The 12,634-nt window shown below is 43.3% G+C and carries 10 protein-coding genes; 4 read left to right on the top strand and 6 right to left on the bottom strand.

The window, feature by feature from the left end:
- The first annotated feature begins 134 nt into the window (after positions 1–134).
- Positions 135–500 carry a hypothetical protein gene (locus CBG49_RS02320; RefSeq protein WP_088593210.1) on the top strand — a complete coding sequence of 122 codons (366 nt, stop codon included), beginning with the start codon at positions 135–137 and terminating at the stop codon, positions 498–500.
- 70 nt (positions 501–570) lie between these two features.
- Here the strand turns inward: CBG49_RS02320 and CBG49_RS02315 are convergent, their stop codons facing one another.
- The 4 genes from CBG49_RS02315 to CBG49_RS02300 form a co-directional block, all read right to left on the bottom strand.
- Entirely contained in the window at positions 571–2,310 is a 1,740-nt protein-coding gene (locus CBG49_RS02315; protein ID WP_088593209.1) for an endo-dextranase, read from the bottom strand.
- 264 nt (positions 2,311–2,574) lie between these two features.
- Positions 2,575–4,014 carry a SusE domain-containing protein gene (locus CBG49_RS02310; RefSeq protein WP_088593208.1) on the bottom strand — a complete coding sequence of 480 codons (1,440 nt, stop codon included), beginning with the start codon at positions 4,012–4,014 and terminating at the stop codon, positions 2,575–2,577.
- A gap of 135 nt (positions 4,015–4,149) precedes the next feature.
- A complete protein-coding gene (locus CBG49_RS02305) occupies positions 4,150–5,634 on the bottom strand; it encodes a RagB/SusD family nutrient uptake outer membrane protein (protein WP_088595240.1) in 1,485 nt (494 codons plus the stop codon).
- Between the two features lie 152 nt (positions 5,635–5,786).
- On the bottom strand, positions 5,787–8,825 hold the full coding sequence (locus CBG49_RS02300) for a SusC/RagA family TonB-linked outer membrane protein (protein WP_088593207.1): 3,039 nt from the start codon (positions 8,823–8,825) through the stop codon (positions 5,787–5,789).
- A gap of 468 nt (positions 8,826–9,293) precedes the next feature.
- Between CBG49_RS02300 and CBG49_RS02295 the strand changes: the two genes are divergently transcribed.
- Complete coding sequence (locus CBG49_RS02295; RefSeq protein WP_088593206.1) at positions 9,294–10,076, top strand: lipocalin family protein; 783 nt, start codon at positions 9,294–9,296, stop codon at positions 10,074–10,076.
- A 169-nt stretch (positions 10,077–10,245) separates the two neighbouring features.
- On the opposite strand, the gene CBG49_RS02290 is transcribed toward CBG49_RS02295, so the two are convergent.
- A complete protein-coding gene (locus tag CBG49_RS02290) occupies positions 10,246–10,728 on the bottom strand; it encodes a hypothetical protein (RefSeq protein ID WP_088593205.1) in 483 nt (160 codons plus the stop codon).
- A 51-nt stretch (positions 10,729–10,779) separates the two neighbouring features.
- On the bottom strand, positions 10,780–11,631 hold the full coding sequence (locus CBG49_RS02285; RefSeq protein WP_088593204.1) for an AraC family transcriptional regulator: 852 nt from the start codon (positions 11,629–11,631) through the stop codon (positions 10,780–10,782).
- 264 nt (positions 11,632–11,895) lie between these two features.
- On the opposite strand from CBG49_RS02285, the gene CBG49_RS02280 reads away from it, so the two are divergent.
- Complete coding sequence (locus CBG49_RS02280) at positions 11,896–12,162, top strand: glutaredoxin-2 domain protein (protein ID WP_088593203.1); 267 nt, start codon at positions 11,896–11,898, stop codon at positions 12,160–12,162.
- The gene (locus tag CBG49_RS02275; protein WP_088593202.1) at positions 12,159–12,614 is read left to right on the top strand and encodes a PIN domain-containing protein; all 456 of its coding nucleotides are present in this window, start codon (positions 12,159–12,161) and stop codon (positions 12,612–12,614) included. Before CBG49_RS02280 ends, CBG49_RS02275 begins: the two co-directional genes overlap by 4 nt.
- Positions 12,615–12,634: the final 20 nt, after the last annotated feature.

Raw genomic sequence — 12,634 nt, 5'->3', positions numbered from 1 at the left:
TGACTTCCCCGAAAGGGGACAGTTCTTAAAAGTGAAGGGAATAATCTCTGAAAATAAAGATTAAAATTTAGTATAAAAATTATATTTATAGAAATAAAACAGTATCTTTGTCTTGAATTTAAAATCTATTCCTTATGAAAAACACTATATTTTACACACTTATTACCTTGTTGTTTTTGCTTTCTTGTAAAAAAGAAAAACCTGAATTTGAAATTCAAAAGAGCTATCACACTTTTGTGATTGACGGGCATTTAGAGGAATGCTCTTTTCGGATGTTTACAGGTGTCTTTGAAACAAAATGTTACAGGGTTACTGATGAATCTAACAATACTTTTATGGTTGCTAAAGAATATTTAAAATTCGACACTTATGAAGCGGGTTATCGTTATACTGTAAAAGTACTTCGCGAACAAAAAATTCTTAACCGAGAACCCTATCAAGATGAGATATATCTACCTCACTATACTGTTTTAGAGGTTTTAAAGAAAGAAAAACTATAACGATAATTAGCAAATTTATTAATTAGCAGATTAGCAAATTTTCTCATTTGCTAATCTGCTAATTTTTTTATTAATACTCTATCACCACCATATCCCAATAGCTGAGGGAGGGGAGGGTGAAGGTAATTTGGTTGTTGTTATAGGTAAATTCTACGGCACGAGGAGCACCGCCAAAGAGGTCGGGGCTGGCGAACCACACTTTTTTGGGTTGTGCGGTTACAGCAACGGTAGTTTTAAGGTCGGTTACTGTGGTAGGTTTCTTTTGAGTACCGTTGGTATCACGCCAGTCCATAGAGGTTACCCCGTTGAAATTGATGAGGTGTACCACTTCTTTGTTATTTACCTTTTTGCTCACGCAAGCAATTTGGTCTTTGGCTGCAGGCCAAGCTGCTATGGTTGCATTTTCGGCAGTTACCTGCGCTGAGGTATAACTACCGCCATCGCGCAATAGGTTTTGGTAAGCCACCAAGAAATCGTAGTAGGTGATGAGCGCTTTTTTGAGGTCGGCTTTCATTTGAAGGTTTTTGTTAGGGAAATACTCATTGGCGAGGTAGTGTTCGCCTATCTCTAAATGAGCCCCTCCAAAAGCAAAAATCACGGCATTGGCAAGCAATACGCCAGGTTCGTTTACAAAACCTGCATTTTTAGATTTTTCATAATCCATATAGGCAGCCAACACCGTTTTGAGTTGGTTGTTGCTACGATTGTAGTTATCGAGGATAATGCGAGCTAACTGGTCGTAGGTTTTTTCGTCCCATACTTCAGTATATAGAAAATCCACTTTATTGGTGCCTGCAATTTCAGTTTGACCGTATTGCCCTACCGCGTTCATCACAAGGCGTTTGTTAGGATGTGCGTTTTTCATCGCATTGATAAATGAGGCGTATTGGGGCAAGAGGTCTACGCTATTGCCATTGTAATCGTATACCGTGCCACGCCCCCCGAGTTGGTCGATATGATAGCCATCGAAGCCAAAAACAGCATAGACATCGCTGTTGCGCCCTGCTAAGTAGTTTTGCCAGTGTGCATTGCCAGGGTTGGTGAGGTAGATACTACTGCGGGCAAAGTCGCCTAACAAGTGTGCATCTTTCTCTTTGTGCTGATTGTCTTTGTAGAGAAACCACTCTTTGGCAACCCCATCGGCTTCCGCATTTTTGAGTGCCCCAAAAGCCAAGTTGTAGAACATCGCTTTCATACCCTTGCTATGAGCAGCGCTGATATAGCCACGTACAGTAGAAAGAAAAGTGGGGCGTTTGAAGAGGTCAGTCCACTCAGTAGCAGGGTTTTGAGGGGTGCCAGCCAGTGGTTTGTGGTGGTCGTACATCCAATCGTAGAACTGAATGCCATTGATATGACACCGGTTCATAAAGTCGATATTCTTCTCAATAGGTTCGTTTTTGCCGTAAGAGGACAAGAAGCCATAGCGGGGGAATTTTGTCCAATCGGAAGATACATCCACAGCGATACTGCCGTAAGTATTTTGTTTACCGCCAGCTTCTTGGTAGATTTCCACCAAATAACCTCGATAGTCATCGGCAGGGGTTACCCATCGCCAAGAGGCGCTGGTAAGAGGTTCTTCTTTAATGATTTCGCCTAAGTGAGAGTAGCGCACTTTGTAAGTACCAGAGGGCATACTCGCCAAGGAGAAGCGCACCGTGCTACCAGGGGTGTAGACTGCCTTATCGGTGCTGATATCTATTTTCAAATAAGTTTCGCCATAGGTAATAGGGTTATTGCTCGGCGTATCGTTCTTCTCGCAAGAGAAGAGGCTGAGCGTAGTGGCGAAGAATAGAGTATATAAAGCTTTCATTTTCAATTAATAATTATTCCTCTCTCCCGTTTCCTCTCTCCCAAGGAGAGAGGGGCAATCCGCAATAGTTTAAAGCCTCACCCCTCCACATACTCGCTTTCGCGACTTCCTCTCCGAAAGAGAGGGGGGCAATCCGCAAATAGGATTGAGAGAGGCTAAGCCCGCAGATGCGAACGGAAAGGAGGGTTGTTTAACACGTATAAAGATGTTTTGTTCTTGAACTCTCTTAAACTCCCTCCCCTTGGGGGAGGGCTGGGGAGGGGACTATTGCTTTTTAATAATCACCTTTTGGGTGAGTTGGTTGAGGGTGATTTTGTAGGTGCCTGCTTCAGTGATTTTCCACTTATTATCGGGGTTAGAGCCGTGGGCGCTGAAAATCATAGGTTCTTCTACACCGGCGGGTGCTTTATCAGCTTTAGCAGCTAAGAACCAGTCGCCACCCCAATCGCTTTTCTTGTCGCAAGAGAATTTGAGCTCGCCCGCTTTCAAGTCGCCTTCCCACATAAAAACGTTAGGATTGCTACTATCGACAGTCATTGCAATAGGATTGTTGATATCCCAACCAGCATCGGTAGCACTACCAATCATATACATTCCTGCATAAGGAGTGAAAGGCACAATGTCAATCTTCATTGTACGAGTGTTGAGCGTAATCTTGTAAGTGCCAGCTGCAATTTTCCATTTGTTATCGGGGTCGCCCGCCCATTTCTTCACAGGGAGGTCACTACCTTCAGCAGTATTATTTTCTTTCGGACGGAAAAATACTGCTAACCAATCGCCTTCTTTAGTGCCTATTTTGAACTCACCTCCATTGCCTAAATCGGCGTTGTAGTGGAACACAAAGGGGTCGGCAGGGTCTACGGTCATTTTCTTGAAGCTCCAACCGGTAGGTTCACCTACGAACCACAACTCGGTATATTCAGGCGCTTCGCCTTTGGTGATGCTTATGGTGAGGTTGATGAGGTTCACTTTCACAGTATAGACACCACTTTCGGCAATTGTAAATTTCTCATCACTCGTATCGACATCGGTTTTGCGGAAGTGCAACTCGTTGTTGTTACTGCCTTTGCCATACGATGGTATAAACTGACCTTTGGTAGTGATAAACTTGATTTCTCCAGCAGACAATCGTCCTGACCACGCAAAAGCTTTAGGAGTGCCCTCAACAGGTTTCATCTCTTCGGCTTGATCGGCACTCCAACCGTGAGGGGCGGCGCTACCGATGATATACAATGTATTGCTGATAGGGGTATGCGTTTTGAAAACGATAGTCTTTACATTGGTATGTTGTTTCATTCCCTCGCCAGAAGCCACTTGAGCAATAATGCGTACTTCCATAGTAACTTCGGTGTCTACCGCAACCTTGAAAGTATTGAGCAAGAGGTTGTTGAGTTCTTCGTTTTTATACACTCTCTCATAGGCTTCACGACCTACATTCTCGCTGATACCTCCCGCAAAGTTATTGCCTTGCACATCCATTTGGAAGGTATAGGTGATACCGGCATTGGTGCCGTAATTAGAAGCTGCTGTCCAAGTGAATTTGATAGCTTCTTGTTCGGGGTTGGCAGCATCTAAGGCTACCATTTCTTTTTGGGCTTTCAATTCAAAAGGTTTTCCCTCTTTGAAGAGCTCCATATAGTCCTCTTTTTTACAGCCCGTAAGGAGCAGTAAGAGGAAGGCGATGTATAAATGGAATGGTTTCATATTAGTTTGTTCCTCACCCCCTCCGTTCTCCCCCTCTCCGAAGGCGAGGGGGAGGGAATCCGCAAAAGCGACAAGGGTGAAATTGTTTTTATTTGTTAATTAAGTAATTTGTTTTAATTGCCTGTGCGGCTCGCACTACCAACCAGGGTTTTGGGTGAGGTTGGGGTTGGCGTCGCGGTCTTTTTGAGGGACGGGCAAGAGCAGGTGTTTCTCGCGGGCATTGGTTTTACCTATGGAGTGCAAGAAATTGAGTGCGTACTGACCGTTGTCCCAGCGAATCATATCAAACCAGCGATGACCTTCAAAAGCGAGTTCTATACGGCGTTCGTGGCGTATTTTCTCACGCATTTGCGCTTGAGTGAGGTTCTCTATATCGGCGCGACGAGTAAGACCCGCGCGGGTGCGCACTTTGTACAAAGGCACTTCGGCTTCGGTGGTGCGACCCAATTCGTTGAGAGCTTCCGCTTTCATTAGGAGTACATCGGCAAAGCGGAGCGCTACAAAGTTGGCAGGGTTGGTGTTGAAATCAGGCGACTGACTTAGTGGCACTAAAAACTTGCGCACATTGTAGCCCGTGTTAGACATTGAAGCGCGGTACGCATTCCCCTCAAAATTAGGACAACCCTCGTAGAGAATCGTCTTATCCTTGCGGAGGTCGCCAGCCTCATATTGGTCTACAAACTCTTGTGTAGGCTGATTCCACCCATAAGCACCCCCTACCCAACCGCTGTTGCGAGGACCCATAAAAGTACTGAGCCAAGAGGCTTGGTTTTCTTCGCCCCAGAAATCATCTTTGGTAAGTCCGTAATACTGAATTTCAAAGATAGACTCGGCAGTGTTTTTGTTGCGTTCGGCAGCGCCAAAACAATCGGAATAATCAGGATTGAGGGTATAACCGAGGTTTTCGACAGCGTTGCACATCTCAAGGGCTTCACTATATCTGCCCAAGGTGAGGTATACTTTAGCGAGCATACCCGCAGCAGCACCTTTGGTGGCACGACCTTTATCGGCATTGCTATATTGCTCGCGTGTAGGCAATAGGTTGAAAGCCTCTTTGAGGTCGGGGATAATCACCTCGTTGTATATCTTCATTTTGCTTTGGCGGAAAGGCGTTTTGTTAGTCAAACTCTCTTTAGGGTCGAGCTGAAGAGGCACATCGCCAAAGAGTTGCACCAAAAGGAAATAGTAGTGCGCGCGGAGGAATTTGGCTTCACCGATACAGCGGTTTTTGATATCCTCAGGGATATTGGCAGAAGGCAAAGCTTTCAGAGCCGTATTGCAATAGAGAATACCAGGGTTACAACCGCGCCATATTTCGAGCGCCAAAGGGTTATCGGCAGTTGCGTTGAAGTTGGAAAGAGTGATAGTTTCGAGTCCGTCGTTACCACCTCCAGCGCCTACGATGCTGTTACCTGCTACGATGTCGAGCGTCCAGAGGCGCATATTGTAGAGGTTAGAGCGTTGCAAGGGTTTATAAGCCGAATTGGTAAGGGCAATTGCCGATGCCGCATCGCTTATGTTTTCAGCACTTGAATCTTCATAAGGAGTCTTGTCTAAGAATTTAGAGCAAGCCGTGAAGAGTGGAAATGCTAATAGGGTGATGTATAATATCTTTTTCATAGTATTGATTCCTCTCCCCCGTTCCCCCTCTCCCAAGGAGAGGGGGGCAAGCCACAAAGGCTGCATAGGGGTAATTTTTTTTTGTTTATAATTGTGTTATATTTTATTACCTGATGCCTGATGCCTGACACCTGACACCTGATGCCTGACCCCTAAAACTGCACGTTTAATCCAAAGCTAACTGTGCGGGTTACAGGGTAAGTACCGCCATCAACGCCACCAGTGCCTACTTCGGGATCCATACCGCTGTATTTGGTGAAAGTATAGAGATTTTGGCAAGACAGATATATGCGCAACATATCGGTGTGGAATTTTTGAGTAACCTCTTTAGGAAGTGTATACCCCAAAGTTACGTTCTTGATGCGCAAATACGAACCATCTTCTACAAAGCGGGTAGAGTGACGCGCATTTTGGTTGGGGTCGCCATAGATAGCACGCGGAATGCTATTGCTAGTGCCCTCGCCTGTCCAGCGGTCTTTTACTTTGGCAATTTGGTTTTGTGGCACCGACATTCCCTCTTGCCATATACGGTTGGCATTGTAGATATCGTTGCCTGCTACACCTTGTAAAAATATTTGTAAATCGATGTTTTTGTAGTTGAAATTGTTGTTCATAGAGAATGTCCATTCAGGGAACGGATTGCCGATATAAGTACGGTCTTCGGCATTGATGACCCCGTCGTTGTTGAGGTCGCGGAACTTCACATCACCAGGGGCGGTACCGTTTTCCACTTGGGTAGCATAGTTGTCCACCTCTGTTTGGTTTTGGAAAAGTCCGTTCATTACATAGCCATAGAAAGCGTTTACAGGGTGACCCTCGGAGAGGATTTGCAATTTGGTGAGGAACGCCTCAAAACCAGTGAACAAAGGCACACCATCGTTCATCTTCACAATTTTGTTGCGGTTGAACGATACGTTTACATCAGTATTCCATTGGAAGTCCTTTTTATTCACATTCACTGATGATACTGTGAGCTCTACCCCTTTGTTTTCCACTTTACCAGCGTTGATACTTGGCACGTTGATATCCGAATAGCCAGAGCTTACTGATACCGCCATTGGCACCAACATATCGCTGGTGTTTTTGATATAGGCATCGAAAGTGAGGTTCAAGCGGTTTTTGAGTAGCGCAAGGTCAATACCCCCATTGAATTGCTCTACGGTTTCCCATTTTACATTAGGGTTAGGCATCACGTGAGGATAGAGGGTAGACACCAAATTGTTGTTGAACACATATTGCCCTGTGCGTAATTTGGTGAAATAAGCATAGTTATCAATACCGCCTTGGTTACCAGTCATACCGTAACCCACGCGCAATTTCACATCGTTTACATAGTCGTTTTTAGGGAAGAAAGACTCATTTGATGCGCGCCACGCCAAAGAGAAAGAAGGGAAAGTACCCCAGCGGTTTTCTTTGGAGAAACGCGAAGAACCATCGCGACGCACCGTAGCAGTGAGCAAGTACTTATCGGCATAAGTATAGTTGAGTCGCCCGATGAAAGAGAGGATAGCCCAATCGTTCATCGTACCGCCTACTGTAGGGTTTTCCAAGCCTTTGCTGAGTTGGTTTTGCTGGTCGCTCAAGAAGTTGCTCACACTCGCATTGATTTTGCTATACACGTTGTTTTGCGCACTGGTGCCCACCATCACATTGAGGAAGTGCTTTTGGGCAAAAGTATTGGTATAAGTGAGTGTGTTATCCCAAAGGAGAGTAGTGCTCTTGTTAGCATCTTGGTAGAGGTTAGAGAGCGGATTAGGTATTGGTTTCCAGTTGTATTTAGGGGAGAAACTGCGGTTGTCCCAATATTTAAAATCAAGCCCTCCAGTGGTTTTGAATACCAAATGTTTTACGGGAGTAATCTCGGCAAAGATATTCCCCAAAATGTTATAGCCTTTGGTAGTGTTTTGTCCGTTGATAAGGGCAGTACCTATCACGTTGCGGATATCGCTGTACTGATGGGCAGGCGAATCCGGACCTGAGTAGCTGCCGTCTTCATTGTAAATAGGTTGTGTAGGCAAAGAAGCCATTGCCATACGGATGTTGTAGTCGCCCGATTTCTTTTCGTCGTGACTGAGAGTGAGGTTGTTGCCAAACTTAATCCACGGTTTTACGCGCGACTCGCCATTGAACTGCACTGTATAACGGCGGTAAGAAGTGTTGAGGATAATCCCATCTTGGTCGAACACCCCAGCTGATACGTAGTAATTGCTCTTGTCGTTACCGCCTGAGTATGAAAGCGAATAGTTACGCATAAAAGCAGGGCGGAAAAGCGCTTTGAGCCAGTTAGTGCCTTCGCCCCAGTCTTCGGGATTAGCAAAATCAGGGCGTTGTGAAAGCGGACTCACCCCAGGGGTACGGTTGTAGTTGGCAATCATCTCGTTGTGATAAGAAGCGAACTCGCGGGCGTTGAGCATCACAGGTAAGTTGGTAGCTTGTTGGAGAGCAATATTGGTACTAAACGACAGTTTGCCGTCGCCATTTTTTCCTTTTTTGGTAGTGATAAGCACCACCCCATTGGCACCACGAGAGCCGTAAATGGCAGTTGCCGAAGCATCTTTTAGCACATCAATATTTTCTATATCATCTACGTTGAGGGCGTTGATACCGAGGTCGGTAGGTACCCCATCGATAACCAGTAGCGGTTCGCTGTTGTTAATCGTGCTGATACCCCGAATGCGAAACGACACATTGTCACCAGGTTTTCCCGCCGAGGTTACTTGCACCCCAGCAGCACGCCCTTGGAGCGCTTCCCCAGCGTTGGCAATAGGTTTCTCCTTGAGGGCTTTGTTAGACACCGAAGTAACCGCTCCCGTAAGGTCTTTCTTGCGGACGGTACCATAACCTACCACCACTACCTCGTCTAACTGCTCTTGTTCTTCTTTGAGCACGATAGAGAGTTGGTTTTGGTTGCCTACTGCTACATTTTGGGTGTGATACCCTATAAATGAAACCGATAGCGTGGCTTTAGCAGGTACATCTATCGTGAAATTCCCATCGAAATCGGTAGTAGTACCCTTAGTAGTGCCTTTCACCACCACCGATGCCCCCAGCACGGGCTGGTGTTTTTCATCGATTACCTTTCCGCTAATCTTTTTGTTTTGGGCAGAAAGGGCGGTAGAAAGCAAGCTAAAAAGTAGTAGCAAGGTGAGCTTGCCAATACTGTTTAATAAAGTTCTTTGTTTTCCTTTCATTTTAGTTAAAAGTTAAGAGGTAAGAGGTAAGAGCTGACACCTAATACCTAATTCTGCCGCAAAGATAAAACGTTAAAGATATACTAAAAACATCAGATAGTGAAAATATAGATAACTAAAAATGTAGCAGTTTGATAAACAACAAAATGAAAAGAAAGCAAGAGCGAAAAATATAGAAAGAATGTAAGGAAATGACGAGTTACGAATGACGAGTTACGAATGACGAGTTACGAATGACGAGGAGCGAATGACGAGAGACGAAATATAAAATAAGTTAAAAAAAAATAGGATATAAAGATATTTTTTATTATTTTTGCCCCGATGATAGGTGTCAGGGTTCAGGGGTCAGGAATCTGACTGGTCTGACACGTCCGACTAGTCTGACTTGTCTGATAAAAACTAATAATCCAATAACTTTTGCGGCTTGTTCCCCTTCGGGGGTTCGGGGGCTCACTAAATAATAATTATATGAAAAAACTAATTTTTTCGGCACTGGTTGCCACAGCATTATGCGTTTCCTCTTGCGGGAAAGACGACGACAACGGCGGAGGTAGCACTTCGCTCAAAGGAGATTGGTATATTTATACTATGTATAATAACTCTGGAAGTAATGGAAAACCTATGAGTTGGGGTTTTCCTGACGATCGTGCTAAACGGGGTTATCGCTCATTTTCCGATACTCAAATAAAAGAAGAATGGTATCATTTAGAAGGTTCCGAATGTAAATATACTCCCTTTATTCTTGATTACACCCTCTCTAATGGTGAGATAAATTATAGTGTTGCTAGCAATTCTCCTAATGGTCCTAAAGGAAAGAAAATGAAGCCTATGAAATATGAAATAAAGGGCAAAGAACTTATTCTCACTTTTGAGAACAATTTAGGTTTTCAAGAAACAAATATCCTTCACAAAAAAGGAGTAGACTATAGTTATCTCGATCCTTTTGTAGGTTATTGGAAACTTACCAAAATAGAAGCAGGAGGCACTACTTATCCTGCGGGTACTCCTGCTTGCTTTACAGGTAGTATAGTAGCGAGCTCTATAGGCTTTTCGCTTTACTATACCCTGCCTGCAAACAGCACACAATGCCAAGCAGGTAAGGTGGAAAGCTACGACTATGTAAAAGAAGGAGGCAAATATTACAACGTTTCTAACGGACAAAAAGTACCTATCCCTTTTAGCTTTAGCAATAACAACCAAACACTTACGCTTAGCCTTGGAGGAACTACAATGTTCTTCCAAAAGCAGTAATCAATTAATGAAATAGTTACTTTACTTTAGAAAAAATCCCTTGCAGTGCAAACTGCAAGGGATTTTTTACTTTTGAATAAAGTCGGTTTTATCAGAGTTATCCGACGACTCTGACAAGTCTGAGGAGTCTGATGATGAACAGAAAGGTCTAATAAAACCGATAGCATTTTTAAGGCGTCATTTGTAGCAAGTTACTAATTTCCTCGGCGTGGGTGCGGCAGTAGTACATCACAAAAGCGATGTAAGGCACAAATAATAGTATGCTCCACAACAAGCCTTGTGCGAATCCTTTGTAATCACCGATGCGGTAAAGGGTATAGCCTGCCCATAGCAAGTTGAGCGTCATCGTGATATGCGACAGTTGGGCAAAGATATTAGCGCCGCTCCACGTGAATGTGAAGAGTCCCATAGTGCCGAAATAGTACATCGGCAGGAAGGCAAGGGGTAGCCAAAAGCTCTTTTTGGTGAGCCAAAAGGCGATAAAGCAAGCTAAATACACTAAGCTGCTGGGTGAGCAAGCGTTGTAAGCAAGCCATTGCACAAAGTTTACTTTCAAAGTGAAGAAGAAATAACCACTCCCTGAAAGTGTGAGCAATAATAGAAGGATTGCTAAAACAATCCCTGCGGTTTTTTCAGTTTTTGTAAGAAGCATAATGTTAAAAATTAGTAAATTAGAGAATTAGCAAATTAGAAAATCGACAAATCAATTAATGGGGATATAGATTTCTGTTTTTAGTTTTTCTTCGGGGGTGCGGCGAGCGTCGTTGAGGTATTTCTCGAACATAGGCTCATCGCGCAGTTCGTATTCATTTTCTACTACCCAACGCATTGCAGCATCGCAAACGGCAGAGAGCTGACTGTAACTGCCTTGATAGAAAAAGACGGCATACTTGCCTCCTGCTAAGGTTTTGCAACTCACCTCTCCTTCAGGGAGCGCAGGTTTGTGAATAGCCAAACTTACTTCCGAACGTTGCAGGGAGGCTTCGGTAATTTTAGGGTCGTCGTACGATACACATATCGACTCGATGCCTTTGGAAAATAGCTTTTGCGATTTTACAACCGCCCATAATTGTTCGTAGGCTTTGCCGTAGTCTAAAGACCCATATCCGCCGGTAAGGGCTACATAGATGAGGTTTTTAGGCTCGAGTTCCATTATTTTAGGAGCTTTGAGAGCCAAATCGGGGTTGATGATTTCTTTTTTCATAATGTAGATATCTTTATTAGTTCTGTACTCGGTAGGGGTAATGCCATATTGGTTTTTAAAGGCTTTAGAGAGCGATGCAGGGGTTTCATAGCCTATATTGAAGGCTATTTGCTCTATAGGGAGGGTAGAGTAGCGCAGCAGTTGGGCAGCGGTTTCTATGCGCAAACGCGCGATAAAAGCGATAGGCGATTCACCTTTCAGCACTTTGAAAATCCTACAAAAGTGAAAGTGCGACAAGTGGGCAATATCGGCTAATGTTTTCAGTTCGATAGGCTCATCAAGGTGACGGTTGATGTATTCCGCTACCTTGTTGATGCGCTGGGTGTAATCGTTATGAGTGATAGATTTCATAGGGTGTAATTTGAATTTCTGGGGCAAAGATACGGCAGTTTTTTCAAGGGGACTTTTCCTATATTGCTTTATTGTTTGTTGTTACAATACAAGCTGGGGAGGTCAGACAAGTCAGACGGAGTCAGACAACTCGGATAAGTCAGACGGGTCAGACAAGGCTGTCAAAAGTATACTATAACCCCTGACCCCTGAAACCTGACCCCTAATTTGGCGCAATTTTTGAGGCTTATAAACTATTAATTATCAATTATCAATTGAATTATTATGATTTATACTATAACCATTAACGATAATAGCCCAATGGCTATGAGTTTTATAAAGTACGCAAAAACTCTTGATTTTGTTAAAGTTACCAAGATAAAGGAAACTAAAAAAGAAGCAATTGCTACTGAAGAACTCGAAGAAGATGAATATGGTATTCCTATCAAATACCGCGATAAAATTATGGCAATGTCAAAAGAATCTAATAAAAACATTGCACGTCGTTGGGATGAAGAACTTGCTAAAATGGAAGAAAAACAAGCTATATGATAGTTATTTCGGATACCAACATTATTTATAGCTGTTTCTATAAACCAGAAGGAGTTATAGCTACCATTTTGAGTGATAAAAAGAAAACAATTCAATTTATTGCCCCTGATTACCTTTTAGATGAGGTTAATGAACATTTACCTGAAATTATGAAAGATAATCATTTGACCAAAAGGCAAGCTAATGTCCTTCTCAAAAGATTTATACAAAATATTATTTTCTTCAAAGTAAAAGATATTCCAAGAGTATATATAGATAAAGCTAAAAATATAGTCAAAAGCATAGACCCTGACGATTATCCTTTTGTTGCACTTCATTTGGAAAAAGGCCATAAAATCTGGACTTGTGATTTCAAACTTTTGAATGGATTAAAAGAAGAAGGTTATGATATATGTATAACAACCCAAGAGCTTAAAACAAAAGTTTATCACAAAAAAGAAAGTATTTTATAGACTTTGTCAAAGTCCTTGGA

It is taken from the genome of Capnocytophaga endodontalis, assembly GCF_002209445.1.
Lineage (GTDB): Bacteria > Bacteroidota > Bacteroidia > Flavobacteriales > Flavobacteriaceae > Capnocytophaga > Capnocytophaga periodontitidis.
The sequence above is the reverse complement of the archived record's forward strand: the minus strand, read 5'-3'. Positions and strand labels throughout refer to the sequence as shown.

Excerpts from the sequence above, each read along its gene's own strand:
- CBG49_RS02285 (WP_088593204.1), bottom strand. The coding sequence starts at position 11,631 with ATGAAATCTATCACTCATAACGATTACACCCAGCGCATCAACAAGGTA.
- CBG49_RS02315 (WP_088593209.1), bottom strand. The coding sequence starts at position 2,310 with ATGAAAGCTTTATATACTCTATTCTTCGCCACTACGCTCAGCCTCTTC.
- CBG49_RS02310 (WP_088593208.1), bottom strand. The coding sequence starts at position 4,014 with ATGAAACCATTCCATTTATACATCGCCTTCCTCTTACTGCTCCTTACG.
- CBG49_RS02275 (WP_088593202.1), top strand. The coding sequence starts at position 12,159 with ATGATAGTTATTTCGGATACCAACATTATTTATAGCTGTTTCTATAAA.
- CBG49_RS02305 (WP_088595240.1), bottom strand. The coding sequence starts at position 5,634 with ATGAAAAAGATATTATACATCACCCTATTAGCATTTCCACTCTTCACG.
- CBG49_RS02300 (WP_088593207.1), bottom strand. The coding sequence starts at position 8,825 with ATGAAAGGAAAACAAAGAACTTTATTAAACAGTATTGGCAAGCTCACC.
- CBG49_RS02295 (WP_088593206.1), top strand. The coding sequence starts at position 9,294 with ATGAAAAAACTAATTTTTTCGGCACTGGTTGCCACAGCATTATGCGTT.
- CBG49_RS02290 (WP_088593205.1), bottom strand. The coding sequence starts at position 10,728 with ATGCTTCTTACAAAAACTGAAAAAACCGCAGGGATTGTTTTAGCAATC.
- CBG49_RS02320 (WP_088593210.1), top strand. The coding sequence starts at position 135 with ATGAAAAACACTATATTTTACACACTTATTACCTTGTTGTTTTTGCTT.
- CBG49_RS02280 (WP_088593203.1), top strand. The coding sequence starts at position 11,896 with ATGATTTATACTATAACCATTAACGATAATAGCCCAATGGCTATGAGT.